Origin of the sequence: Faecalibacterium sp. I4-1-79 (assembly GCF_023347235.1) — a bacterium.
Classification (GTDB): domain Bacteria; phylum Bacillota; class Clostridia; order Oscillospirales; family Ruminococcaceae; genus Faecalibacterium; species Faecalibacterium tardum.
This window is the reverse complement of sequence record NZ_CP094467.1, coordinates 2,423,244-2,449,241: the sequence shown is the minus strand read 5'-3', so window position 1 is coordinate 2,449,241 and position 25,998 is coordinate 2,423,244. Positions and strand designations below refer to the sequence as shown.

At 57.8% G+C, this 25,998-nt stretch carries 18 protein-coding genes; 6 read left to right on the top strand and 12 right to left on the bottom strand.

All coding sequences use genetic code 11. The features are described from left to right. Positions 1-7 precede the first annotated feature (7 nt). The 3 genes from modB (at position 8) to MTP36_RS12075 (ending at position 3,215) form a co-directional block, all read left to right on the top strand. A complete protein-coding gene (gene modB, locus MTP36_RS12085; RefSeq protein WP_154265679.1) occupies positions 8-679 on the top strand; it encodes a molybdate ABC transporter permease subunit in 672 nt (223 codons plus the stop codon). After that, entirely contained in the window at positions 676-1,725 is a 1,050-nt protein-coding gene (locus MTP36_RS12080) for a sulfate/molybdate ABC transporter ATP-binding protein (RefSeq protein ID WP_249251031.1), read from the top strand. The genes modB and MTP36_RS12080 overlap by 4 nt, the downstream gene beginning before the upstream one ends. A gap of 104 nt (positions 1,726-1,829) precedes the next feature. Then, positions 1,830-3,215: a PTS transporter subunit EIIC gene (locus tag MTP36_RS12075; RefSeq protein ID WP_249251029.1), complete on the top strand. Its 1,386-nt coding sequence runs from the start codon at positions 1,830-1,832 to the stop codon at positions 3,213-3,215. Positions 3,216-3,404: 189 nt separating this feature from the next. On the opposite strand, the gene MTP36_RS12070 is transcribed toward MTP36_RS12075, so the two are convergent. The 6 genes from MTP36_RS12070 to secA all read right to left on the bottom strand — a co-directional run bounded on the left by MTP36_RS12070 (position 3,405) and on the right by secA (position 11,425). Then, the gene (locus tag MTP36_RS12070; protein ID WP_015536825.1) at positions 3,405-3,752 is read right to left on the bottom strand and encodes a DUF1667 domain-containing protein; all 348 of its coding nucleotides are present in this window, start codon (positions 3,750-3,752) and stop codon (positions 3,405-3,407) included. A gap of 5 nt (positions 3,753-3,757) precedes the next feature. Next, positions 3,758-5,011 (bottom strand): NAD(P)/FAD-dependent oxidoreductase, encoded by a 1,254-nt coding sequence (locus MTP36_RS12065; protein ID WP_249251027.1) that lies wholly within the window; start codon positions 5,009-5,011, stop codon positions 3,758-3,760. Further along, positions 5,004-6,449 carry an NAD(P)/FAD-dependent oxidoreductase gene (locus tag MTP36_RS12060; protein WP_249251025.1) on the bottom strand — a complete coding sequence of 482 codons (1,446 nt, stop codon included), beginning with the start codon at positions 6,447-6,449 and terminating at the stop codon, positions 5,004-5,006. The genes MTP36_RS12065 and MTP36_RS12060 overlap by 8 nt, the downstream gene beginning before the upstream one ends. A 241-nt stretch (positions 6,450-6,690) precedes the next feature. Continuing rightward, positions 6,691-7,257, bottom strand: a complete 567-nt coding sequence (locus MTP36_RS12055; protein ID WP_055186084.1) for a glycerol-3-phosphate responsive antiterminator — start codon at positions 7,255-7,257, stop codon at positions 6,691-6,693. A 37-nt stretch (positions 7,258-7,294) separates the two neighbouring features. Then, positions 7,295-8,512 (bottom strand): M20 metallopeptidase family protein, encoded by a 1,218-nt coding sequence (locus MTP36_RS12050; protein WP_249251023.1) that lies wholly within the window; start codon positions 8,510-8,512, stop codon positions 7,295-7,297. 72 nt (positions 8,513-8,584) lie between these two features. Beyond that, the gene (gene secA, locus MTP36_RS12045) at positions 8,585-11,425 is read right to left on the bottom strand and encodes a preprotein translocase subunit SecA (RefSeq protein WP_249251022.1); all 2,841 of its coding nucleotides are present in this window, start codon (positions 11,423-11,425) and stop codon (positions 8,585-8,587) included. Positions 11,426-11,690: 265 nt separating this feature from the next. Here secA and MTP36_RS12040 point away from each other — a divergent pair, with 265 nt between their 5' ends. From MTP36_RS12040 to MTP36_RS12030, 3 genes are all read left to right on the top strand, one after another. Then, positions 11,691-12,527, top strand: coding sequence for a CPBP family intramembrane glutamic endopeptidase (locus MTP36_RS12040; RefSeq protein ID WP_249251012.1), 837 nt, complete (start codon positions 11,691-11,693; stop codon positions 12,525-12,527). 156 nt (positions 12,528-12,683) lie between these two features. Further along, positions 12,684-12,938 (top strand): 30S ribosomal protein S15, encoded by a 255-nt coding sequence (gene rpsO / locus MTP36_RS12035; RefSeq protein ID WP_005925047.1) that lies wholly within the window; start codon positions 12,684-12,686, stop codon positions 12,936-12,938. A gap of 210 nt (positions 12,939-13,148) precedes the next feature. After that, the gene (locus MTP36_RS12030; protein ID WP_055186080.1) at positions 13,149-15,290 is read left to right on the top strand and encodes a polyribonucleotide nucleotidyltransferase; all 2,142 of its coding nucleotides are present in this window, start codon (positions 13,149-13,151) and stop codon (positions 15,288-15,290) included. Positions 15,291-15,744: 454 nt separating this feature from the next. Here MTP36_RS12030 and MTP36_RS12025 read toward each other — a convergent pair whose 3' ends face one another. From MTP36_RS12025 to MTP36_RS12000, 6 genes are all read right to left on the bottom strand, one after another. Beyond that, entirely contained in the window at positions 15,745-16,599 is an 855-nt protein-coding gene (locus MTP36_RS12025) for a peptidase (RefSeq protein WP_249251010.1), read from the bottom strand. Beyond that, positions 16,586-17,431: a class C sortase gene (locus tag MTP36_RS12020; RefSeq protein ID WP_118658251.1), complete on the bottom strand. Its 846-nt coding sequence runs from the start codon at positions 17,429-17,431 to the stop codon at positions 16,586-16,588. Before MTP36_RS12020 ends, MTP36_RS12025 begins: the two co-directional genes overlap by 14 nt. 80 nt (positions 17,432-17,511) lie before the next feature. Then, a complete protein-coding gene (locus tag MTP36_RS12015) occupies positions 17,512-19,041 on the bottom strand; it encodes an isopeptide-forming domain-containing fimbrial protein (protein ID WP_249251008.1) in 1,530 nt (509 codons plus the stop codon). Between the two features lie 165 nt (positions 19,042-19,206). After that, a complete protein-coding gene (locus MTP36_RS12010; protein ID WP_249251000.1) occupies positions 19,207-24,651 on the bottom strand; it encodes a SpaA isopeptide-forming pilin-related protein in 5,445 nt (1,814 codons plus the stop codon). Between the two features lie 22 nt (positions 24,652-24,673). Then, complete coding sequence (gene lepB, locus MTP36_RS12005; protein WP_055186076.1) at positions 24,674-25,264, bottom strand: signal peptidase I; 591 nt, start codon at positions 25,262-25,264, stop codon at positions 24,674-24,676. Next, positions 25,261-25,800 carry a hypothetical protein gene (locus MTP36_RS12000; protein WP_249250998.1) on the bottom strand — a complete coding sequence of 180 codons (540 nt, stop codon included), beginning with the start codon at positions 25,798-25,800 and terminating at the stop codon, positions 25,261-25,263. The genes lepB and MTP36_RS12000 overlap by 4 nt, the downstream gene beginning before the upstream one ends. Between the last annotated feature and the right edge of the window lie 198 nt (positions 25,801-25,998).

The following is a 25,998-nucleotide window of genomic DNA, read 5'->3' as shown; positions in this document are numbered from 1 at the left end:
AGCAGGCATGGACTGGTATCCGTTGTGGAACAGCCTGCGCATTGCTTTGATCAGCTGCGCGGCGGTGTTCTTTCTTGGCATTTTTGCGGCCTATTATATTGCTCGTCTGCCCCGGGTGGTCAAGGGTGTGCTGGATGTGCTGCTCACCCTGCCTATGGTGCTGCCGCCCACGGTGGTGGGCTACTTTCTGCTGCTGCTCTTCGGCGCAAAGCGGCCGCTGGGCATCTTTTTCATGCAGCAGTTCGGGGTAAAGCTGGTCATGAACTGGTACAGCGCCATCTTTGCCTCCATCGTGGTGGCTTTTCCGCTGATGTACCGCACCGCGCGCGGCGCGTTTGAAAGCTTTGACGAAACGTTGGCGTGGTCGGCGCAGACGCTGGGACAGTCCGATACATGGATCTTCTGGCGGGTGCGGATGCCCGCCTGCCGTCAGGGCATTCTGGCGGGCACAGTGCTGGCTTTTGCCCGGGCACTGGGCGAATACGGCGCTACCAGCATGATCGCGGGCTATACCCCCGGCAAGACCGCCACCATTGCCACCACGGTCTACCAGCTCTGGCGCACCAACGATGAGCTTGGTGCCATGCGGTGGGTGCTGGTGGATATTGCCATTTCGGCGGTGGTGCTGCTGGCGGTGAACCTGCTGGAGAAAAAACAGAAAGCGGGTGGCCGGAAATGAGCCTTGAAATCAACATTGAAAAAAAGCTGGACGGCTTCACCCTGCGCGCCGCCTTTACCGCCGGCAACACCTCCACTGCTTTGCTGGGTGCTTCCGGCTGCGGCAAAAGCATGACATTGCGGTGCATTGCAGGCATTGTAAAGCCGGACCGCGGACGCATCGTGCTGGACGGGCGGGTGCTGTTCGACAGTGCGCAGCACATCGACCTGCCGCCGCAGCAGCGGGGCGTGGGGCTGCTGTTCCAGAACTACGCCCTGTTCCCCAACATGACTGTGGAGCAGAATGTCCTTTGTGGACTGAAGGCGGAAAAAGACTCCGCCGCCCGCCGCGCCGCCTGCGCCGAAATGCTGCGCGCCATGCGGCTGGAAGAGCTGGCAAAACGCTACCCTGCCCAGCTTTCCGGCGGGCAGCAGCAGCGCGCCGCGCTGGCACGCATTCTGGTGGGCAAGCCCAGCATTCTGATGCTGGACGAGCCCTTCAGCGCGCTGGACAGCTATCTGCGGGAAGAGGTAGAAGGCGAGGTAGGCAGCCTGCTGGCAAGCTTTGCGGGCACCGCCCTGCTGGTGACCCACAACCGGGACGAGGCCTACCGACTGTGCAAAGAGATGATCGTGCTGAACGAAGGGCAGGTGCTGCGCACCGGCAGCACAAAAGAGGTGTTTGCCGACCCGCAGAGCATCGCCGCCGCACGGCTGACCGGCTGCAAGAACATTCTGACCTGTACCCCGCTGGACAGCCACACCGTCCGGCTGGACGGCTGGGACACAACCCTGCGGCTGGCGCTGCCCGTCCCGGTAGGCTGTACCGCTGTGGGCATCCGTGCCCACGACTTTACGCCCTGCGCCGCCGATGCACCCAACGCCATCCCGGTAAAAGCCGTTTCCACCAGTGAGAACCCCTTTGACTGGAACCTCATCTGCACTCCGCCGGAGGGCACGGCGCAGCTGTGGTGGAAGGTAAGCAAAAAAAGCCTTTGCTCGGCAGCGCCCGCCGCGCCGCAGTACCTGTGTGCCGCACCGGAGAGCATCATGCCGCTGCAAGGCTGAAAAACGATTTGAAATGGCTTCCGCTGTGCTCTAGCCATATTCTGCTATGAGCCGGAAACGCCTGCGGATGTTTCCGGCTCACTTTTACAACGAAGGAGAAAAGCATGAGGACATTGGATCACGCCGCCTGCGCCAGAGCGATTTTTGAAAGCATTGGCGGTGGGGAAAATCTGGTTTCCGCCACGCACTGCGCCACCCGGCTGCGTCTGGTAGTGGCAGATGCGCACAAGGTCGATCAAAAACGGCTGGAAAGCATCCCGGGCGTGATGGGAGTGTTCTGCGCCGGGGGACAGCTTCAGATCATCCTTGGCACCGGCACGGTGAACCGGGTGTACGAGGAATTTATAAAGCTGTCCGGTCTGCCCGGTGTCCCGGCGGCGCAGAAATGTACGGCCCCGGTACTGCCGCTGCCGCAGCGGCTGGTAAAAACGCTGGGGGATGTGTTTGTGCCCATCCTGCCCGCCATTGTGGCTGCCGGTCTGTTGACCGGCATTCTGGACGCACTGGGCAGGGCATTGCCCGCCGTTGCCGCCGCCGACTGGTTCAGCTTTTTAAAGATGGTGTCCGGCACAGCTTTTGTGTCTCTGCCGGTGCTGGTGGCGCTCTCCTCCGCCCGGGTGTTTGGGGGCAATCTTTTCCTCGGCGGGGTGGTGGGGCTGTGCATGGTGCACCCCACGCTGCTCAACGCGTGGTCTGTTGGCACAGCGGAGAACGTCCCGGTCTGGCATCTGCTCTGTTTCAATGTAAAGCAGGTGGGCTATCAGGGACACGTTATCCCGGTGATCATTGCAGTCTGGCTCATGTCCCGGCTGGAGCGGTGGTTCCGTAGCCGCGTCCCTGCGGCGTTGGATCTTTTTGTTACGCCGCTGTGCACGGTGCTTATTACCACCTTTGTCACCTTTACCATCCTCGGTCCCTGCTTCTCCTTTGCGGAAAACTACATGATCGGCCTTGCAAGGCAGCTCAGCACGGTAGGGCATGGCATCGGTGCGCTGGTTATGGGGGCGCTGTACCCCGTTACGGTGGTCTGCGGCCTGCACCACATGTATAACGTTATCGAAGCGGGGCTGCTCTCTGCGGGCGGGCTGAATATCTGGATGCCCATTGCCTCTGCCGCCAACTTTGCCCAGTGCGGTGCCTGTCTTGCGGTCGCCTTTAAGACCCGCGACCCAAAAAACAAGACCGTTGCCATCCCTTCGGCGCTGTCCGCAGCCCTTGGCATTACCGAACCCGCCATCTTCGGCGTGAACCTGCGCTATGTCCGGCCGTTCGTCTGCGCTATGGTGGGCGGCGCGGTGGGGGCGTGGTTCGGTACGGTAACGGGCATCGGCGCAACGGCCTACGGCGTTACCGGTCTGCCGGGTTTTCTGATCGTGGGCGGCTACATTCTGCCCTACGCCGAGCTGCTGGCGCTTTCCGGCGGGGTGGCCTTTGCCGCCACATGGTTGTTCTGGCAGGATGCGCCCGCGCAGGACAAAACGCCCGGCTGAGCAGTTTCGGCAGAGTGTTCAACAGCCGGGTGAAGGCTTCAGCGGAGGCTATTCCAAATCGTGTTTACACAGGGGGATTTCCCTACACGCAAAGCAGCCGCTGCACGGCAAGGTGCAGCGGCTGCTTTGTTTATGGTGTTGTGTATAGGAAGGAAGGTTGAAAAATGCTTTCGGAGTAAAGGGGGGAGTTTATGCCATATCGCGGCAGGTCACAATGTCAGCCCCGGTGCCGCAGACGTCGGTCAGCACCACATCACCCACATGGATGGGAGCATGCAGCACCACGCTGTCCAGCGCGGCGACTACCTCGGCCATCTGTCCCTTGGGCACGGGCTTGGAGGTCTTGACCGGGCAGCGGGAGTGCAGGCAGCCCTCGGCGCGCACGGTGCTGGTGATGATGCGGGTGGGGTGGGTCAGCTCTTCCTTGCCGTAGGCGATGCCGTTGGGGCAGCCATTGCCGGTCACCTTGTAGTCGTTGGCTTCATCTACCTGCAGATGGCAGCCCTGAGGGCAGCAGGTGCAAATTACTTCTTTCATATCGCTCATGCCTCCTCGATCTCAATGGTCACTTCGTCCACGGGAGCTCTGTCCAGCAGCACTCTGGGCAGGGCAATGTGCTCCATCTCGCCGGGAGCAAGGCGGTCGCGCTTGAAGCGTGCGATCACCGTGTCACCGCTCTTAACAAGGATGGTGCTCTTGCCGCAGATGCGGCGGACGCGGAAGGAAACATTGGTGCTCTTTTCCACGCCTTCCAGACGGATGCGCTGCGGCAGGGTGTAGCCAAGGTCTGCGCCGGGCTTCACGGTCAGCACACGCCCCTCGGCCACGGGGCCGTTCTGGACGTAGTTGGCAGCGGCCGCACCGGCCAGCTCGCTCTCGCCGGAAACAAAGTCCACCAGATCGTGCACCTGCACCACGTTGCCGCAGGCAAACACGCCGGGAATGCTGGTCTCCATGTTTTCGTACACGATGGCACCCTTGGTACGGAGGTCCATCTCGATACCGGCCTGTTTGGTCAGCTCGTTTTCGGGGATCAGACCCACGCTCAGCAGGATGGTGTCCACATCAAACTCCATCTCGGTGCCGGGGATGGGCTTGCGGTCGGGGCCGATCTCGGCCACGATGGCCTTTTCTACGCGGTTCTTGCCCTGAATATCCACGATGGTGTGGGAGAGGTACAGGGGGATGTCAAAGTCGTTCAGGCACTGCACGATGTTGCGGGTCAGGCCGCCGGAGTAGGGCATCACCTCTACGCAGGCCAGCACCTTTGCACCCTCAAGGGTCATGCGGCGTGCCATGATCAGGCCGATGTCGCCGCTGCCGAGGATCAGCACCCGCTTGCCCACCAGATAGCCTTCCATGTTCACATAGCGCTGTGCTGCACCGGCGGTGTACACGCCGGCAGGGCGGGTGCCCGGGGTGCCGATGGCACCGCGGGTGCGCTCGCGGCAGCCCATGCCCAGAACGATGCTCTTGGCCTCGATGATCTGGTAGCCGTACTCCTTGGAAACGCAGTGCACCTTTTTATCCGGGGTCACTTCCAGCACCATGGTGTCCAGCTGAACCTTCACGCCGGTGTTCTTGAGCATCGCAATAAAGCGTCCGGCGTACTCCGGGCCGGTGAGCTGCTCGCCAAAACGGTGCAGACCAAAGCCATTGTGGATGCACTGGTTCAGAATGCCGCCCAGCTCCTTATCGCGCTCCAGAATGAGGATGTCGCGCAGACCGCTTTCCCATGCCTTGCAGGCAGCAGCAAGGCCCGCAGGGCCGCCGCCGATAATGACCAGATCAACCATTGCTCTTTCCTCCTACCTTCGTTTCGCTGACCAGAACGTTCGAGCCGTTCTTGTCCTGCAGGATGTCCAAGGGGTCTATGCCCAGCTCGCGGCTGATAAGCTCCAGCACGCGGGGGCCGCAGAAGCCGCCCTGACAGCGGCCCATGCCTGCACCGGCGCGGCGCTTCACGCCGTCGATGGTATTGGCGGGCACCTCGCTGTGGAGGGCTGCCAAAATCTCGCCCTCGGTAATGGTCTCGCAGCGGCAGATCACGCGGCCGTAGGCGGGCTGCTCCTTGACCAGCGCTGCTTTTTCCTCTGCGGAAAGCTCCTTGAAGCGGATGTGACGGCGGCCATCCTTGTAGTCAGCCTTTTCAGTGCCCAGCACACCGCGCTCTTTCAGGATAGCAACTGCCTCCTCAGCCACTGCCGGGGCGGCGGACAGGCCGGGGCTCTTCATGCCGGCCAAGTCGATCCAGCCGGGTGCTTCCGGCTCTTCACCAATGATAAAGTCGTCCACGTCCAGATTGGCGCGCACGCCCGCAAAGCTGCGGATGGACTCGCCAAAGTTGATGCTGGGCACGCTGCGCTGGGCAGTGGCCTTGACAAATTCCAGACCGCTGCTGGTGCAGGAGGTGTCGTTGCCCTCCACCGGCTCTGCGTTGGGGCCAACGATCAGGTTGCCGTGCACAGTGGGTGCTACCAGCACGCCCTTGCCCAGCTCGTTGGGGCACTGGAAGATGACGTGGCTCACGCGGGTGCCCTCGCTCTTGTCCAGCAGATAGTACTCGCCACGGGTGGGAATGATGTGGAAGTTGGCTGGCTCCACCATGCAGTGTACCTTGTCTGCCCAGATACCGGCAGCGTTGATGACGCAGCGGGTCTCCACCGTGCCGCCGGGCACGGTCAGGCGATAGCCGCCCTCAATGGCGTTGGCATCGGTCACCTTGCAGTTGCGGCGCAGTTCCACGCCGTTGCGTACCGCCACCTCGGTCATGGCCAGTGCGTACTCCCACGGGTTTACGATGGCGGCGCTTGGTGCCCACAGTGCGCCGCAGACCTTTTCAGAAAGGTTTGGCTCCATGGCGAGGGTCTCTTCCCTGGAAAGGATCTTCATGTCGGGCACGCCGTTTGCAGTGCCGTTCTCAAACAGATGCTGCAGATGGGGCAGCTCCTTTTCGTCCAGTGCCAGCACCAGAGAGCCGCACTGCTTATAGGAGACATCCAGCTTTGCGCAGATCTCCTTGGCCAGTGCTACGCCGCGCACGTTCAGCCGTGCCATGCGGGTGCCGGGGGCGGGGTCGTAGCCTGCGTGGAGAATAGCGCTGTTGGCCTTGGTGGTGCAGTCTGCCACATCGTTCTCGGCCTCAAGGATGACCACCTTGTTGTCGTAGCGCGACAGTGCGTAGGCTGCGGCGGCACCGATGACACCACAGCCGATAATTGCTATATCATACATTGTTCTTTTCCTCCTGTCCGTTCTGCCTTGGTCCGTCGGGAGCCGGGCATCTGTTGTTTGTACAAAAAAAGAGCGAACCGAAACAAAGGCAATTGCCCTTGTCCGTTTCGCTCATATCTCTTGAAACAAACAGCACTTGTTAACTCTTATGATACCCTGTCCCTGCGAAAAAAGCAAGATGTTTTGCACTTTTTGTGAAACCATTACAAAAAGTACCTGCCGCTTTTGCGCAGAATGCAGGTTACATATCCCACACGGCCTGATTGGTGGTGGAAATGGCGGTAGCTCCGGCTTCCAGCGCAGCCAACACATCCTCCTTGTCCGCGATCAGCCCGCCGGTCAGCACCGGCACCTTGGCCTTGGCGCAGACGCGGCGCAGGATCTTGGGCATGGTGCCGGGCAGAAGATCCAGACAGTCCGGCAGGTTCGCGGGGATCTTATCCAGACTTTCCAGCGCGATGGAATCCAGCAGAAATACCCGCAGGATAGCGGCCAAACCCAGCTCCTTGGCGCGGCGGATGAAGGACTGTCGGGTGGAGATGATGCCGTCGGCCTCGGTGGTATTGCGGATAAAGTCCACCGCCACCTCTTTGCCCGCCAGCCCGGCAATAAGGTCTACATGCACCACGGCAAAGCGTCCGGCTTCGTGGATGCGGCGCACAATGGAGGAGATATTACAGATATCTCCATATAATACAAATACCACCCGGATATTCTCGTTGGTCAGTGCGTTGCAAAGCCCTGCATCGTCCTTGACTGCCGCAATGACCGGCGTTTCCAGAATGGCATCCATCAGCTCCTGCTTCATGCTTTTCCTCCTGCCCGGCGTTCTGTGGGGCAACTTTTTACTGGTGCTCTGCCAGCCAGCGCAGCGCCATATAGGTGTAGGCTGCCGTGCCGCAGTACAGGATGCTGTCGTCAAAGCGCACCTTGGGGTGGTGCTGACCGTAGGTGTAGCCCTCCTTGGCGTTGCCAGCAGCTAAGAACATGCTCACGGTGGGTACCTCGTGGCTGACAAAGGCGAAGTCCTCGCTGCCGCCACCGGGCTTGCCGCCGGTGAGCGGGGTCATATCCATAGCGCCCTTGCCCAGCAGTTCGGTCATATAGGTCAGGGCATTGCTTGCCAGCGGGGTATCTACCACCATGCAAGGGCAGTAATCGCTGAACTCCACCTCGGCGGTGCAGCGGTAGGCGGTAGCCACGCCCTGCGCAATTTCGGTCATGCGCTGGTGGATAAGGGCACTGACCTTCTGCTCCGGGTCCACGGTGCGGATGGTGCCCCACATATCAGCAGTATCCGGGATGACATTGGAGGCCTTGCCGGCCTCGAACCGGCCGGTGGTGAACACGCCGAAGCCTGCGGGGTCCAGCTCGCGGCTGTTGATCTCCTGCAGGGCAATGTGGATGTGCGCCGCTGCGGTGATGGGGTCGATGCAGGCGTTGGGCATGGAGCCGTGGCCGCCCTTGCCGTGCACAACGATGTGGTACTGCTCGCAGCTGGCCATGGTAATGCCGCCGCCCGGCACCAGCACCATACCGGCGGGCAGGGGCATCCCGGCCAGCACATGGAACATGACCGCTGCGTCCACCTTGGGGTTCTCCAGCAGACCACTGTTGATCATATCCAGCGAGCCCTGAAAGATCTCCTCTGCGGGCTGGAACTCCAGCTTGACCGTGCCTTCGATCTCGTCCTCGTGCTCCTTGAGCAGCTTGGCTGCGCCCAGAACCATGGCGGTGTGCATATCGTGGCCGCAGCCGTGCATCTTGCCGGGTAGCTCAGAGGAAAACTCCTCGCCGGATTCCTCCTGCAGGGGCAGAGCGTCCATGTCGCCCCGCAGCAGGATCACCTTGCCGGGGCGCCTGCCGCCTGCAAGCGCCACCACGCCGCACTTGCCGCAGTCCTGCGGGGTGTAGCCCATCTCAGTCAGCGCCTTTTTGACCAGTGCCTTGGTCTGGGGCAGGTCGAAGCCCACCTCCGGGTGACGGTGCAGTGTACGCCGCCATTCCTGCAGCTGGGGCTCCAGCGCCTTGGCGGCTTCCAACAGTTTTTCCGGTGCGATCATTGTAAAATCAACTCCCTCTGAATTTATGAGGAAAGCCCTCTCGGCCACGGCAGGGAGGGCTTTGCCTTACGGTTATTCTTCCCCGCCGTTATTGCCATTGGGGTGGTACTGGGCGCAGGTGCACTTTTTGAACTTCAGGCCGCTGCCGCAGGGGCAGGGGTCGTTGCGGCCAATTTTGACCACACGCACCGGCTGACCCTTGGGGCTGCCCTTGACGCCGGGTGCACCGTTGCCGGGCACAAAGCCTTCGCCGGTGGGCTTTGCCACCTGCTCCCGCTTGGGAGCGGAACCGGCGGCGCGCAGTTCGATGGTCAGCAGCATCTTGACGCTGGACTCCCGGATGGAATCCACCATCTGGTCAAACATATCAAAGCCCTCGATGCGGTATTCCACCACCGGGTCCTTCTGACCGTAGCCGCGCAGCGCGATGCCCTGCCGCAGCTGGTCCATGTTGTCGATGTGGTCCATCCACTGGCGGTCTACGCACTTGAGCAGGCAGATGCGCTCCAGCTCGCGCATGACGGGTGCACCGTAGCGCACCTCCTTGGCCTGCAGGATCTGCATGCCGCGGTCGTACAGCATATCGGCAATGCCCTGCTGGGAAAGGTTATCAAAGTCTGCCACAGTGTAGTGGAAGTCGGCATCGGTGGTCAACCAGCCCTGATAGTGGCGGCGCAGGGCACCGAAATCCCACTCGTCCTTCACATCGCCGGAAAGGAACTGGGCGCAGCTGGAATCGATGTTTTCCCGCAGCATCTTGTGCATCTCGGTGCTGATGTCCTCGCCGTCCAGCACCTTGCGGCGCTGCCCGTAGATGATCTCGCGCTGCTGGTTCATCACGTCGTCGTACTTCAGCACGTTTTTACGGATCTCGAAGTTGCGGCCTTCCAGCTTTTTCTGGGCGCTTTCCAGCGTGTTGGTGATCATGCGGTTCTCAATGGGGGTATCCTCGTCGATCTTCAGGGTGTTCATCAGGCCGGACACCCGGTCGCCGCCAAACAGGCGCATCAAATCGTCCTCAAGGCTCAGGTAGAAGCGGGAAGCGCCCGGGTCGCCCTGACGGCCGGCACGGCCACGCAGCTGGTTATCGATACGGCGGCTCTCGTGGCGCTCGGTACCAATGATGAACAGACCGCCTGCGGCGCGCACCTCGTCGGCCTCGGCATCGATGGCGGGTTTGTACTGGGCATACAGCTGCTCAAAGCGCTGGCGTGCGGCCAGAATGTTGGCATCATCGGTCTCGCCGTGGCCGTTGGCTTCGGTCAGCAGCAGCTCCACAGCTGCCGGGTCGGCATCCTGCGGGGTGTCGGGGTTGAGCAGGTTCTCGCAGAAGTGCTCCTTGCGCATCTGAGCCTTTGCCATGAACTCGGCGTTGCCGCCCAGCATGATATCGGTACCACGGCCTGCCATGTTGGTGGCGATGGTGATAGCACCCTTTTTACCGGCCTGCGCCACGATCTCGGCTTCGCGCTCGTGGTTCTTGGCGTTCAGCACGTTGAAATCCCGGGTGTGGCGCTGCAGCATTTTGGCGAGAGTCTCGCTCTTTTCCACGCTGACAGTACCCACCAGCACAGGCTGACCGTTCTTGTGGCACTCCATTACCTGCTCGATGACGGCGCGGTACTTGCCCTCCACGGTCTTGTAGATGGCGTCCGGGTAGTCCTTGCGCTGCACCGGGCGGTTGGTGGGCACGCTGACGATGTTCAGACCGTAGATCTCGGTAAACTCGGTGGCTTCGGTGCGGGCGGTACCGGTCATACCGGACAGCTTTTTGTACATACGGAAGTAGTTCTGGAAGGTAATGGTAGCCAGCGTCTTGCTCTCGGCGGCGATCTTCACGCCCTCCTTGGCCTCGATGGCCTGATGCAGACCCTCGTTGTACCGGCGACCGATCATCAGACGGCCGGTGAACTCGTCCACGATGATGACCTGACCATCCTTGACCACATAGTCGATATCCCGCTGCATCACGCCGTAGGCTTTGATGGCCTGATCGATGTGGTGGGCAAGGGTCATGTTCTCGGCGGCGGCAAGGTTCTCCACCTTAAAATAGGCTTCGGCCTTTTTGATACCGGCGGCGGTCAGGGTACAGGTCTTGTGCTTTTCGTCTACAACGTAATCGCCATCGGCCTGCTCGTCGGTGGAGACCTTATCTTCCAGCTCCACCACCACGCTCTTGCGCAGGGTGCGCACAAAGCGGTCCACCTGCGTGTACAGGCTGGAGGAGTCCTCGCCGCGGCCGGAGATGATCAGGGGAGTGCGGGCTTCATCAATCAGGATGGAGTCCACCTCGTCCACGATGGCGTAGGCGTGGCCGCGCTGCACCATGTTTGCCTTGTAGGTCACCATATTGTCGCGCAGGTAGTCAAAGCCGAACTCATTGTTGGTGCCGTAGGTGATATCGGCATTGTAGGCGGCCCGGCGGGCATCACCGTCCATGCCCTGCACGATCAGGCCGACAGTCAGTCCCAGCCAGCGGTAGAGCTTGCCCATCCACTCGCTGTCGCGCTTGGCCAGATAGTCGTTGACGGTAACAATGTGCACCCCCTCGCCGGTCAGGGCGTTCAGGTAGGCGGGCAGGGTAGCCACAAGGGTCTTGCCCTCACCGGTCTGCATCTCGGCAATATCGCCGCGGTGCAGGGCAATGCCGCCGGTCACCTGCACAGGAAAGTGCTTCATGCCCAGCACACGCCATGCGGCCTCGCGGCAGACGGCAAAGGCATCCGGCAGAATGTCGTCCAGCGTTTTGCCCTCGGTCAGCTGCTGCTTGAACACGGCAGTCTGCGCCTGCAAGTCGGCATCGGACATGGCCTGATACTTGGGCTCCAGCGCCAGCACCTGTTTGGTGATGGGGTTCACCTTTTTCAGCTCCCGGTCAGAGAAGCTGCCAAAAAGTTTTTCAACAAGGGACATAGGTCACACCTCATAAATCTTAAAAATCGGGCTGTGATGCGCCCGGAATCGCGCATAACAATACAAGTATATGATACACCAAAGCAGCAGACACGTCAAATCTGCAAGGCTATTTTAGCCCGTTTTTACATGAACTTTCTGTAAAAAGATGCTGCAAGCCGTTCACAGACCCCTGATCTCCCGGCAGCACACTTTATTTTCGCCCTATCGCTTTTGGGGGAATCGTGGTAGAATAGGGCTATCATTGATAGGGAGGGCTGTACTTATGCTCAAACGGCTGCGCACCGCGCACCCCATTCTTTATTGTATCCTGTCCGAGGTGCTGTTCCTTGGCAGCATGGTCGTGTTCAGCCTGCTGGCTACCATCGGGCTGGCAGCGGCAGGGGCGGACTTTGACACCATGGACGGCTACCTGTTTGGCTCTGTGCAGGAGGCTGTCGGGCTGGCGGTGGCGCTTTTGTTGCTGGCCCGTACCGGCAGGCTGGACCTGCTGCGGCGGCGCGGCTGCGGCTTTCTGAACGGGCTGCTGGTGGGCATGTACCCGCTGTTTTTCATCGGGTACACAGCCTTTGGAACGTTGGCTTTTGGCCGTCCGGACACGCCGTTGCTGCCGCTGCCCCGCATTCTGACCTTTATACTGAACATGATCCTTGTGGGCGTGGCCGAGGAGCTGGTGTTCCGGGGCATCATTGCCCAGACTCTGCTGGAGCGCTACGGCACCGCCCGCGCCGGGGTGTGGAAAGCCTGTCTTGTGTCCGGCGTGCTGTTTGGTGCGGCACACCTGAGCAACCTGCTCGGCTCGGAACCCTTTGGCGTGCTGATGCAGTGCGTATTTGCGGCTTCGCTGGGCGTGATGCTGGCTGCCATCTACTTCCGCACCGGCAATCTGTGGGTGACGGTGTTCCTGCACAGCACCATGGACATTGCCTCTATGCTCATCGGCGGGCTGTACGGCACCACCAGCGTGGCCGAAAGCGTAAGCGGCTACGATGCCTCGCGGCTGCTGTCGGTGGCGGTGTACCTGATCCCCACCCTGTTTCTGCTGCGCAAAAAGAAGCTGCCGGAGGTGCAGCTGTACTGGGGCGGCATTGTAAAAAATTAAGGCTTACGGACAAAAATCTTCTTGCAATCTGCCGGGCAATCTGGTATACTGTATCTGTTACCGTGGTACGGGGCTGGGAGTATGCCCGCTTTTGGGAGAACCGTTTCCCGCCGCTGTGCCATAGGCAGATAAATTACTTGAAAGAGGTACTGTATTATGAATAAGCAGGAAGTTATGGCCAAAGTCGCTCTGACCGAGAAGGACACTGGCTCCCCCGAGGTTCAGGTCGCTCTGCTGACCGCTCATATCAACGAGCTGAACGAGCACCTGAAGAAGAACCCTAACGATCACCACAGCCGCCGCGGTCTGCTGAAGATGGTTGGCCGTCGCCGCAATCTGCTGGCTTATCTCCAGAAGAAGGACATCGAGCGTTACCGTGCTCTGATCGCAACTCTGGGTCTGCGTAAGTAATTTTAACGGAGGGCAGGTACCGCAAAGGTACCTGCCCTTTGCTTTATGGATAGCTCCATGTATCCCATGCGCACAAAATAGCGGTGGCAGCGTATTGCAGCAGTAAATCGAACGCCTGTGCCTGCGGGCAGGGACGCTGGATTTATTGCTATAATGCGCGCGCCACAGCTTTTTGGATAGAACGATCCGAAAAACAAGGAGGCAGAAACAATGGCAATCGAATTTGGTTCCCGCAAAGAGACCTTTGATAACTTCAAGGTCTACGAAACCATGTTGGCCGGCCGCCCGTTCAAGGTTGAAATGGGCAAGATGTGTGGCCTGTCCAATGCCAGCGCACTGATCCGCTACGGCGAGACCTGCGTGATGTGCAACGTGGTCATGAGCCCCAAGCCCCGCGAGGGCGTGGATTTCTTCCCGCTGAACGTGGAGTACGAGGAAAAGCTCTACGCCGCAGGCCGCATTCCCGGCAGCTTTATGCGCCGTGAGGGCCGCCCCGGCGAGCGCGCTATCCTGACCAGCCGCGTGGTGGACCGCCCCATGCGCCCGCTGTTCCCCAAGGAGATGCGCAACGACGTGTGCATCACCATGACCGTCATGAGCCTTGACCCGGACTGCAGCCCCGAGATCGCCGGTATGATCGGCGCTTCTCTGGTGACCGCCGTGTCCGATATCCCGTGGAACGGCCCCATCGGCGGCGTGCAGGTGGGCTTGGTGGACGGCGAGATCGTGCTGAACCCCACCCAGGAGCAGCGCAAGGTGAGCGACCTTGCCCTGACCGTTGCCGCCACCATGGACAAGATCGTGATGATCGAGGCCGGCGCCAACGAGGTGGACGAGGACACTATGCTGACCGCCATCAAGACCGCACACGTTGAGATCAAGAAAATCATCGAGTTCATCAACAAGATCGTGGCCGAGCGCGGCAAGCCGAAAATCGACTTCCAGGTGGTGGGTCTGGACATGGACGTGTTCCACGCCATCCAGAACAAGTATCTGGACGACTTCAAGGCCGCTATGGACACCGACGACAAGAATGTGCGTGACGCAGCCCTGCTGCCCATCATGGACAAGATCGCCGAGGAATACCCCGACCTGTCCGCTGCCGATCTGGATCTGGTAAGCTACAAGATGCAGAAGTTCGTGGTGCGCCGCTGGCTGCTGGATGAGGGCAAGCGCGTGGACGGCCGCGGCATCAACGAGATCCGCCCGCTGGCCGCTGAGGTGGGCATTCTGCCCCGCGTGCACGGCTCCGGTATGTTCACCCGCGGCCAGACGCAGGTGCTTACCACCTGCACGCTGGGCGGCACCAAGGACAACCAGTTGATGGATGACCTGACCGACGAGCAGACCAAGCGCTATATCCACCACTATAACTTCCCGCCGTACTCTGTGGGCGAGGCACGCGCACCGCGCAGCCCCGGCCGCCGCGAGATCGGCCACGGCGCATTGGCTGAGCGTGCTCTGGTGCCGGTGCTGCCCTCTCTGGAGGAGTTCCCTTACACCATCCGCTGCGTGTCCGAGGTGCTCAGCTCTAACGGTTCCACCTCTCAGGCTTCCATCTGCGGCTCTACGCTGGCACTGATGGACGCAGGCGTGCCCATCAAGGCTCCGGTTGCCGGCATCTCCTGCGGCCTGATCACGGAGGGCGAGCGCTGGATGACCATGCTGGACATTCAGGGCGTGGAGGACTTCCACGGCGATATGGACTTTAAGGTTGGCGGCACCCGCAAGGGCATTACCGCCATCCAGATGGACATCAAGATCGACGGCCTGACCTACGACATCATTGCCGAGGCCTTCGAGAAGTGCCGCAAGGGCCGGCTGTATATTCTGGACGAGATCATCAAGCCCGTGATCGCCGAGCCGCGTGCAGAGCTGAGCCGCTGGGCACCCAAGATGTTCAGCATGATGATCCCCACCGACAAGATCAAGGACGTGATCGGTAAGGGCGGCAAGGTCATTCAGGACATCTGCGCTACCTGCAACTGCAAGATCGACGTGCAGGAGGACGGCCATGTGTTCGTCTCCGCCGTGGATCAGGAGGACGCAAAGCGCGCCATCTTTACCATCAAGACCATTGTGGAGGACCCCGAGATCGGTGCCATCTACAAGGGCAAGGTGACCCGCCTGATGAACTTTGGTGCCTTTGTGGAGATCGCCCCGGGCAAGGAAGGCCTTGTGCATATCTCCAAGCTGGACACCAAGCGCGTGGAGCGGGTAGAGGACGTGGTTGCCGTGGGCGATGCCATCGTGGTCAAGGTGACCGACATCGACCAGCAGGGCCGCATCAACCTGAGCCGCCGCGACGCCATTCTGGCACTGGAAGCCAAAAAGGCCGCCCAGCAGCAGTAAAAACATAATACAGATTGCATAAAATAAGAGCCACTGTACAAAAAGTACAGTGGCTCTTTTGCGTGGAGAACCCTCTCAGGCGCTCCCGCGCCAGCTCCCCCGAAGGGGGAGCCAAGCCGTTAGGATCGTTGCTAAAGTATCAGATGCAATGAAAAACCTTGCCACCACCCAAAAAGCTCCCCCTTCGGGGGAGCTGGTATCGAGCAAAGCGAGATGCCTGAGAGGGTTCGTGCCAAAACCCCACCCGTGAAAAGGCAATTCTGGAAAATCCGCAGATTTTCCAGAATTGCAAATTTAAAAATATATTTTCCGCTGATTATGCGCAGAGCAACGCGGAGCGCATTCAAAATCGTACTGTGCCCGGCAGGGGAAAGGGCATAAAAAATGCTCCCCCTTGCGGGGGAGCAAATTCGGCACACAACGCCAAACTATGCCGAAAAGAAAGGAGGCAGGGTCAGTTTTCCTTTTTGCCCTGACGGTTCAGCACCCAGCCAGCGGCAAACAGCAGCACACCGCTGCAAGCCAGCACCGGCACGGGCCAGTTCAGCTGGCCAGTCTGGGGCAGAACAGGCTTATCGGGGTTGGAAGGGGAGACCGGTTTATCCGGGTTCCCGGGGCTTACGGGATTGTCCGGGTTGCCGGGACTTACCGGGCTATCGGGGCTGTCCGGGCTCACCGGCGTATCCGGGGTGTCCGGCTGCTCCGGAAGATCGGGTGTGTCGGGCGTATCCGGCGTATCCGGCACATCCGGGGTGTCGGGGGTGTCCGGCGTTTCCGGGATGGTAGCGCCTACCTTGGGGGTGGCGTCCACATCGTAGATCCAGTTGTCGCCATCGGGCATGGGGATGGACACAAGGAAGGGCTTGATGGCCTCGTAGCCGTGGGATGCCTCGGTCTGCACGACCAAGTACAGACCCTGCGGCAGCTTGGTAATGTCGGCGTAACCCTCTTCGTTCACGTCCTGCTGGGCGGCAATGGCGGGCACTGCGGGCAGATACTTTACCAGCTGGTCAGCCAGCGTGCTGTCGGAAAGGTCGCCCAGCACCACACCGCAGCCCACAAAATCGCCGGTATAGTCAAAGTACAGGTTGCCGTTGGTGCGCTTGACGGTGGCCACCTGATACAGGGTCAGTTCGCCGCCGCGCAGGGGCACATCGTTGTGGGTGTCGTACAGACGGACGTGGAGCGAGCCCAGACGCCCCAGCACAATGTTGGCACTGGTGGCAAAGGCCGGCAGGGCGCAGCATACCACAAGGCACATAGCCAGCAGCACAGCCGCCAGACGATGACGCAGATCAATGCTTTTCATGTTTTTCTCCTCTCGTTTTCTTGGGTTTGCGTGTAGAAAGCAGCATACCGATCAGCAAGATCAGCAGCATGGGCAGCGCCATAATGGGCGCAACAATAATGGGTTCAATTTTAAGCGCTTCGGCGGTAACGCGGAGGTGCTTGTACTGATCCGGGGTCTCCACGCGGCGGCCGCGCACCAGCAGACGGTGGGTGTTAATGCCGTAGGGGGTGCAGGTCATCAGGGTAACGTAGTCCTTGCCTTCGGCGATCTTCAGCTCGTCGGTCTCGGTGGGCAGCACGATGGAAATTTTGTCCACCTCGTAGGTGAGCACCCGGTCCAGCACGGTGATGGTAAAGGTATCGCCCACTTCCAGCTGGTCAAGGTTTGTAAACAGCTTTGCGCTGGGCAGGCCGCGGTGTGCCGAGATGACCGCGTGGGTGGACGCGCCGCCCACCGGCAGGCTGGTGCCCTCTAAGTGGCCTGCGGCGATCTGCAGCACGCTGTCGTCGGTGCCGTGGTAGATGGGCAGCTCCACGCCGATTTTGGAGATGGTGATGTAACCCATAATGCCCGTGCCGGTAATATCCAGCGTTTCGTTGTAGCCGGTAAGCTGATCCGGGCGGTAGAGGGCGTTTTCGTTGGCGGCCACCTGTGCATTAAAGGCATCGGCGGCGTCAAAGTAGGCGCTGTAATCCGCATCGGTCATGTTGTCCACGTCCTGCGCGTAGCTTGCCACCGCGCGGGACTGGTTGCGCTGGTTGACGTAATCGCTGATGGTGGGGTATAACATCACGGATAGACCCACGAAAAAGACGAGGATCAGTATAATGGTGCTTTTGTTCTTTTTCATGGGCTACTCCCTAACGTTATAGTTTCAGGATCAGAGCAGGGGGCCTTGCGGCCCCGCTCTGTGCAGGGGAAAAGGAGAAGTTAGCGGTTCTCCATGCGCTTTTTGGTAATGAGCAGGATAGCTGCAGCAACCATCAGGCCGCCGCCAACAACGTAGAAAATGGTGGTGCCGATGCCGCCGGTGCCGGGCAAGGTGGAACCCATGCGGTTCTGGATGTTGGCGGTCAGAGCGCCAGTGGATACCGCACCGGTAAAATCATCGCCGCCCAACAGCTCAGTGAACTTGGGATCGTCAGCGTTGGTTTCATGGGTGGCAGTAACAGTAAACTTAATGGGCTCAATGGTGTTATAGCCGGCAGGAGTGATGATCTCCTTGATCATGTAATCGCCGTCATCAATGCCATCCCACTCGAAGTTGGTCAGTTCCTTGTCCTCAACCTCACCGTTTGCACCAACGTTCAGTTCCTTGACCGGTGCATAAGCGTCATTGCCCTCCATAATGTAGGAAGTGCCATCTCCGGGGTTGGGGACAGCAGGCAGTTTTTTGTACAGAGCAAAAGCTGCGCCGGGCAGAGGTTTGTCATGCTCATCGACCTTATTGGCAATGACTTTGTAGGTGAAAACAATGTTCTTGTCCGGGGCAGTTTTGCCGTAACCACTGCCATTCGGGTTGTTGGAGAATATCAGATAAGCTTCGTTCGGGTTGCCGGTAGAACCAATGACAGCATCAGAATCCAGACGGGCGGTATATTCGACCGTGATTGTGGAGCCGTTGGTTGCACCGAACGCCTTCACATTACCAATAGAAACAGTCAGCTTTTTATTTGCAGAATCCCAATTGCTAGTGTAGTCACCAGCGGACAAAGTTTTATCACCGACCTTGACGGAGGTGATAGAATCATAAGACAGGTGAGTCATGGTATCGACAAACTCTACATAGTAGGTGTCGAAGTTGCTCACATTGCCCAGAGTAGCGGTCAGCTGATAGGGAATAGTATCGCCGATATCATAGTCGGCAGAATCCTGCCAGCCAGTAGTAGCAGATTCGCCAATGGAATCGTTTTTGTCTTTGACCTTCTTCTGAAGGGTGGGGATATCAGTTTTTACCTGAGGGGTAACAGTTTCAGGGCCGCTCACCAGCAGAAGGGTCAGGTTCGAAGCATCATATTCGCCTTCCACTTCGGTAACGTCTTTGATCAGATAATAGCCAGCATCGGTAAGTTCAATGGTGCCGGTACCCGCGGTTTTGGTATTAGACAGATAGCCGTTAGCTACAAAGGCTGCAAACTTAGTGGCTTTTTCAGTAGTGAAAGTTGCTAGTTTCTCTGCAAGATCAGAGGCGCTATAGCAGTCGGCAAAATCGCCAAGGGTGGTATCGGCCTGTAAAGCGACCAAAAGCTCGTTGCCCTTAACACCGTTGCCCCATTTAACATCGGACAGCGTACCCTTGGTAGAATCCAGCTTTGCACTGAAAATCTGATAGGCTTCAAAGTCATGGTTCGTAAGGCTGACACCAGAGTTGGTAACGGGTTCACCTTTTGCCGCAAACGCCGGGATGGCCATGGCGCAAACCATAGCAACTGCCAGCAGCGCAGCCATGAGTTTTTTCATTGCTTTCTTCATGGAGAAAAGCTCCTTTCTTTTCTCTGCCCCTTGCCGCCCCCTGCATTTTGCACAGGGGGTGGAGAGGGGTGTGGTTTGTGTTCGGACTAATGCGTAAACTTTGCGCTGGGCGGGCGGGGGCTCAGCCCCGGCACGCCAGCAGGGAAGTGCAGTTTAGTCATCTGCCCTCCCTTCGTGTCTGCGCTTGCGGTGGATAAAACTATATGCCAGCGCAGACAGCATCATTGTGCCGCCCACGGCTGTATACGGGAGTGTACCGGTGCCACCGGTAGAGGGGAGCTCGTAGCCGGTGTCATCGGTTTCGGTGTTGGTAATAACGATCGTACCACCGTATTGCACACCATCGTTGCCGGTGTAGCTGACCTTATAGCTTGCGCCGGACTGGACTTCCTTCACATAGTAGTAGTAGGCCGCATAGGCATCAGGGATTTCATAGTTGTAAGTCCAGTTGTCTGCCTTTGTCAGCTTGATCTTATCAACGAGTTCGGTGTTGTTGTCATCGACCGGTGTGTTGGCAGCAAGCGGAGTCTTACTGCGCCGGAGCTCCACCTGAACGCTATCCGGCTGCTTATCCGCAGCAAGAAGGTTGTTGTACTTATCGTACCACTGCTTTACAAGGGTAAGACGATTGCTTTCGTTGGTCAATTGCAGGTAGACAGCAGCAGAACCATAGTAGTAGTTGATCGCATCCTTGTTTACAATAATGGAACTCTCTTTAGAGCCGACAGCATGACTGTAAGCAGCTTCTTTCTGGCTGGAATCGGATGTCCAGATGAAGTATAGCGCCCAATTATCATCCTTGCGGTAGCCTGTGGGGGCTTTTGTCTCGGTCAGCCTGTAAAGATAGTCGTGGGGACGGATGGTGTTGCCTGCTGCATTCTTACCGGGCTTTGCATCGCCGGAACCGGCAGAGAAGGTCAGGTTGATGTCACCGTTCTGGTTCGTTGTTACAGTCTGAACGTCTTTGTACGTTCCATCGAAAGGATCGAACCATTGCAGCGTAAACTCTGCGCCTTCCAGCGGCTTTGTAATGTTGCGGCTATCAACTTTGTGCAGGGTCAAACCGGCAGAATGTGCCTCGCCATGGGCGGTGGACGTTTGCATCTGGATAGAGTCAACCGTACTCTCTTTACCATGCAGCTTAGCAGTGTTGCTCATATAGTAAGAAGTGTTGGAGGTGTTCCGATAGGCATACTCCAGAACATAGGCATGACTGTTTGGTACGCTGACAGTTAGACGATAACAATTGCTGGTGGCATCAGGCTCCTGATAGTGAACCGAGTATACATCGCTGGAGATCTCGGCACCCTTTGTCTTGTTGATCGTGTCATAGTCATACAACTTGACGCTGGGGCGTACCAGCTCGGCAGTATTTTCCGCACCGCCTCCCGTAGACATTTCATCTTCCAGCGTGATGGTATCCGAATCGCCAAGCTTCAGTGCATCGGGGTTGATGATAACAGAATACTCTACGCGATAGTTATCTTTGCTGTATTTTCCTGTCTTTTTCACAAGCTTGGATTCATACTTGACCTTGGTATCTGTGCTAGCGTCTAATCCACCCCAAGATGCAGAGTTAGAGACGATTTTAAAATCGGATTCCTTAGTAAGATCCAAGAGGTTATCGTCTACTTTTGCAGCAAAGCGGATCATGATACGGTCAACACATTTCGCGGTGGGAGAATGCAGATACTTGAAATTCTCGGTAAGCTTAAATGTTAAATCTTTCCCGCTCTGGGTGACACTAAAGAAGTCGGAGGTCGAAAGGTTTCTCGTGGATTCCCCTACCCATTTAGTGGGGTCCCCGTCCCTATTCCATTGTGCTTGAGAGGTGTACCCACGCCATGAGTTGCCGGTGTACATAGTATTAGGATCACCAAAGCGCACTACAACATAAGCAGAGCCTTCAACATAACTCAGATGCTCAGACAGCTTGTCGGTGACAGTTGTAGCCGTCCAGTTTTCCAGCTTGCCGGGGGTCAGCTCCAGCTGGTAATAGACATAGGTGCCGTCGTACTTGTTGCCATCAAAATCCTTGTAACCGTTGCCGTATTTTACAGTGACGCCGTTGGCCTTGTACGGGGGATTGCCATCACTATCATTACCGGGCTTATTGGCAGAGGTTTTGACAAGTGCCTTGGTGTTGTCGGCGGGCACGGTAAATTGGTAAGAGGCGGTCACGCCTTCACCCTTGTTCTCGAACACAATGGTCTGACCGGCACTCAGCTTCGAGCTATCGTATTTTGCCTTGGTAGAGTACTCAGAGATCACGACCTTATCCAGCGAGCCTGTAAAGGTATCGCTCTTTCTGAATGTAAGCTTGAAGGAGCGAACGATGTCAGTATCCTGAGGAGGGTCATATTTATCATTACAATTCTCGGATCCATAATATTTGATCGATTCTAACTTCAGACCATCTGGCAGATTGCTGTATTTGTAGGTGGTTCCATCCACAGTGATTTCCAAATGGTCGAGGATGTCTTTTTCCAGCTCGCTCTTGATAGCATAATGGTCGCCGTTCTTGGGCGTAATAAAGGTATCCGTGATCTCTATCTTATTATTATTACTTCCGCTCCAGTCATTCCGGGGCAGCTTGACCTCCAGACTCCACGGCAAGGTAAAGACGCCATCAACCATCTGGGAACTGTTCAGAGTAGTAGGATCAAGAGCTTTCTTGGTAACTTCCTTTTGCCCCTTGTTATAAGTAGCGTCACCCTCGTCCTTCCACTCGGATTTGTCCTTCAACGTGATCGTTGCAGTATTGGTTACCTTTCCAAGCGTTTCAAAGTTATCCGGTACGGTTGTTGTATAGGTTACCGTGTATTTGTAACCGCCCACGGGAGTAGCCTTGTTGAAGGGGTCTGCATCAGGGAAGGTATAGGTAAAGCTGGTCTTACCACTAAACTTAGATATTGTGGCTTTTGGTTCGCCGTTATTGTTCTTGATAATGATATCGCCTATAATTTTAGTACCATTAGGCAGGGTATCCTTCAGCGTATACCCGGTCAATTTGTTGCCGTTAGGGTAGATATCAATTGTCCAAGTGATGGTATTGGTTTTCGGGTCATGACTGCCGCTTTTTTGTAGCTCGTCATTGAAATCGACATCTTCGCCGCCGGTCTTGCCGTTGGCTATAGCTGTATTACCGATCTTACCCCAGCCCTGCTTGGTTTTCTTGAACACAAGTTCGTAGTCCAAACGATACCACTTGCCGGCTTCAAGCGCAGGCAGTTTCTCGCCGTTCTTTGTTGTTATAATGAGCGCAGGACGACCGTCTACGGTAGTTTGCTCCCACTTATAATCAGAGTACTCGTTTTTATCGTTGACCACATATTGACTATCGAGCAGATGGACATTTTGATACTTGATATCGGTGAACATAGAAGTGTCACTGATATAGTTGATCACGTCTTTCAGCTCGATCGGCTCACCGCTGCCGTAATCGGAGTTTACGGTAACCTTATAGTGAACTTTGTAGTAATCGTTATCAAGCCGAGTGATCTCCAAGCCGTTAGTATCGTCTTTCTCAATCTTCTTTTCGATTCTGAGATTAGTCTGATTCTTAATTTCGATAGTATGGCTATCCCCGGGGAAGGTGATCTTGTTATCGGTTGTAGTCGTTGTCTTGCTTACACGGCAGGTAATGGTAAACTTGCCGCTGGTCTGTCCGGTCAAAGCATTATCAAACTTCAAGGTTGCAAGACCATTCTGATCAACTTCAATGGTACCGATTTTATCGCCGGCTCCATTAAGCAGAGGACCCTTTGTACCAGATTCCAAGGCAATAAGATGGCTGGGGAGCTTATAGGTCAGGGTATCAGTATTTGTACCTTGAACGGCTGTATCGTGAATCATAAAGTCATAGTTCAAGGTAACGTTGTCGTTAACGGTAACAACAACACCGTCGGGCAGATCGGAATAACTGCTATTATTGCCCTTGACATTATAGGTAGCACCATTGATCGTGATCGTAGTGCCGGTGATCCAGTCTTCACGCAGTTCTGTCTCAACACCCGCCGCTGCAAGCATCATAGATGCCCGCAGTGCGCCGTCAACGGCAGAGGAGAGCATCTCGTCTGCATACTGGGCATAGGCAACGCTCACCACGCCCAGAACCTCGGCGTTAGAAAGGGTGACCTCAGCCACCTTGCCGTCCACATCGCCGGAGATGACGGTCAGCGTGTCGGCGTCGCTGTCCACACTGCTCACGATGCCCACGGTCTCCACGGGATAAGCGTCAGTCACGGTAGTGGTCTGCGGCTCGGCAGCGGGGGAACCCACGCTGGGCGCAGCGGCGTCGGGGATATCGGGGAGATCAGGGGTATCGAGGGTGGTCATGCCCTCGGCGGCAGGGACGGTATCCAACGCAGCAGCGCCGGATTCCTCAAGCTCTGCGCCGTTCTCGCCCTCAGTGTCCGTGCTGAACAGGTCGTCCAGACCGTCCGCTGCACCGTCGGCGCTGCTGTCCACAGCCACGGTGCGGGTGACGTACTTATTATAGATAACGATGTCGCCCACATCGGCGGCGCTGCCGTCCTCGCCGTCCAGCAGCCAGTCCATGTCGCTCATGGAACTGCGCAGGGCAAGCACGCTGGCCTCCTGCGGGATAGCGCTCTGGGGGATACCGGCGTACTTCAGGCAGTAAGAGAGGAACATCACGTCCCACTCGCCGTAGGGGTTGCCGTAGGACTGACCGTAGCGGGAGTAGTAGCGCAGGGTCACGCCGTCCGCGGGGTCGATCTCAAAGTTTTTCTCGCTCTGCTCGTAGCCCAGCTGGGTCTGCGCCACGCTGACCAGATCCTCGGCCCAGTTGCCGGTCATCACGGCCTCGGCGTTGGCGGCCTGCCACTCCTCGGGGGTCTCAAGGTCGGCGGAGGTGTTGCTCAGGCAGGCAACGGTGTGGTGGTGCTCCGGCAGGGGGCAGGTGAGCACTTCCTCGTAGCAGGCATCGGTGTGATGGTGGTAGATGGGCTCCACGGTGTCCACCATCGGTGCCAGCGCCACGGGCTCGGCCACAGCCATCGCTGCCAGTGCGGCGCTCTGGGTGGGCTCCACCACCTGCTCCACAAGCTCGCCCTCCTCTAAGCCGCAGGTCAGCTCGTACTCGGTGGTGTAGCAGCTTTCGTCGTGGGTATGCTCAAATTTGTCGCAGATCAGGCTGCCATCCTCGGGGTCGAAGCAGTCGTCATCGTGGACGTGCTCTTCCTCCATGCAGGTCAGGGTCTGCACCTCGGTGTAGCAGTCCTCAGTGTGCTCGTGGGGCACAAACTCGATCTGCGGCTCCAGCGACAGCGGCATGGGCTCAGCCTCAACGGTGGGCTGGCTGGTCGCAGCAGCGGCGGCCACCTCGTCTGCATTTTCAAGCTCGCCTTCCTCGTAGCCGCAGGTGAGCACCTTGGTGTAGCAATCCGCGGTGTGGGTGTGCTCCTCCTCGCCGCACTGGTACTGCGCGGTCATCGAGATGCCCACGCCATGCAGCTGCCAGTTCACGAACAGGGTGGTGATCATGGCAAGTGCCAGCACAAATGCGGTGTAGCGCCGCAGGGTGTGCCGGTCCTCGCGGAACCGCTCCATGTACGTTTTAAGAATGTCGTTCATAACGGAATACCTCCTCCCGGGGTCAATGGATCAACGAGAAGCTGGACAAGGGCCATATCCTTAGAAAAACCCTGCCAACGATCTGGCTTTTTTCAACGCAGCCTATCACGCTGCTGCGGCTGTCGATGGAGGTGGAGCGGTGGTCGCCCAGCACGAAGTAGCGGTTTTCCGGCACCTGATAGGGGAACCGAATGTCGCATTCGCCCACGGTCAGCGCGTCCACATAGGGTTCGTCCAGCGCCACGCCGTTTACCGAGACCACGCCGTTCACGTCCATATCGATCACATCACCGGGCTGCCCGATGATGCGCTTGAGCAGCAGCTTGTTCTGCCAGTAAAACCCGCATAACTCACCGTTTTCAATGTGGTTGGATTTTACCAGCAGGATAATGTCCTTGTCATTCAACGTAGGGTTCATGCTGTCGCCAGAGACCTGAAGCACCGGCAAAAACAGCGTAGCCAGCAGCACGGCTACTGCGGCTACCACCACCAGAATATAGATCGTACTGCGCAGCACCCGCTGGTAGCGGCTCTGGTACGCAAGACGCTCACGTTCTGCGGCCACTTCCTCGGTGGAAGGGATGGAAGCGAACCGGATATCGCGTTTTTTCATGATTCCTCCGAAGGCAGGCCGTCTGTGCTGCGGTACTGGTCCAGCAACTCGTTGGCCTTGTGGTCAAATGCCTGCCAACGCTGCTGCACCTCCTGCTCGGCGCGCTCTACCATGGCCTTGCAGTCAGCCTCGGTCTGGGTGCGCTTTTGTGCGGCGGCGGCGGTCATAGCATCGCATTCCTGCTGCGCCTGCGCTTTCAGACTGTCGGCGTCTGCCTGTGCCTGTTCCAGAATGCGTTTAGCCTCGCTGCGTGCCTGCGAAAGGGTGTTGGCAGCGGTGGCGTTGGTGTCCGCAACGCTGGCCTGTACCGAATGCAGATAGTCATCGGCGGCGGCCTGTGCGGCGGCGAACACGTTGTTCAGCTCCAGCGCGGCCTGCGCGATGGAACCAGCGCTTTCCAGCCGGAGCTGCCGGTCCTGCAGCTGCGCGGTGAGCGCAGCGTTCTGCGCCTTGAGCTGGTCCTCGCTCTGTTTCAGCGCATAGATGATCTCTATTAGTTCAGCGCGGTGCATCCGCCGCAGTTCACGATCTGCCATTTGCGTACAAACTCCCGAATGTAAAGATAACGAAATTTCTTTCGAAAATACCGAAAAAACTTAAAGAAAATGCCTGAAAAATCGCTTGTCTCCACGCGATTTGCGCGGCTGGAGAGACCTTTTATAAACTATCTTATTTTAGCACACTCCCTGTAACAACAATATAACAAATCGGACACAAAATCAAGAGATAAAGCC